Genomic DNA, 433 nt, shown 5'->3' with positions numbered 1-433 from the left:
TTGCCGGGCCGAGCAAGATCCTCGACCACCGCGTAGCCTAGTATTGCGGACAACGATACGGCCGAATGAGCCTCCTCGGCCGACACGTAAGCATCGGGAAGCAGAGGAGCAGGGCCAGCGATGCCGCGTAGTCCCTGACGCATTCGCGTTTCAAAGGACATCTCCAGGAATGTCTGCACCAGACGGTCCTGGAGCCGTTCGTTGGCGATGAAGTCCCACAGCCACGTTTCCGTCGGGCCTGTGTCGATTACGAGCTGGATATTGTCGGGCAGCCCCTTTGGACGGGCCTCGCCCGTCAGTTCGGTCCACTCCGTCTCTAGAAATCTGTGGTGTTCCTCAGTGCGTTCCCACCGACCCCAACAGATACCGAGGATTTCGGTGGAGCCCGCCTTGTAGATACTTTCCTCATCCGCAGGTTCGAAATCTGGCACGA

1 pseudogene is annotated in these 433 nt (G+C 59.4%); it reads right to left on the bottom strand.

The features are described from left to right. Positions 1-433: pseudogene (locus tag EOA24_RS42320) on the bottom strand (NERD domain-containing protein); the annotation flags it as partial.

It is taken from the genome of Mesorhizobium sp. M2A.F.Ca.ET.039.01.1.1, assembly GCF_003998035.1.
Lineage (GTDB): Bacteria > Pseudomonadota > Alphaproteobacteria > Rhizobiales > Rhizobiaceae > Mesorhizobium.
This window is presented reverse-complemented; position numbering and strand designations above follow the sequence as displayed.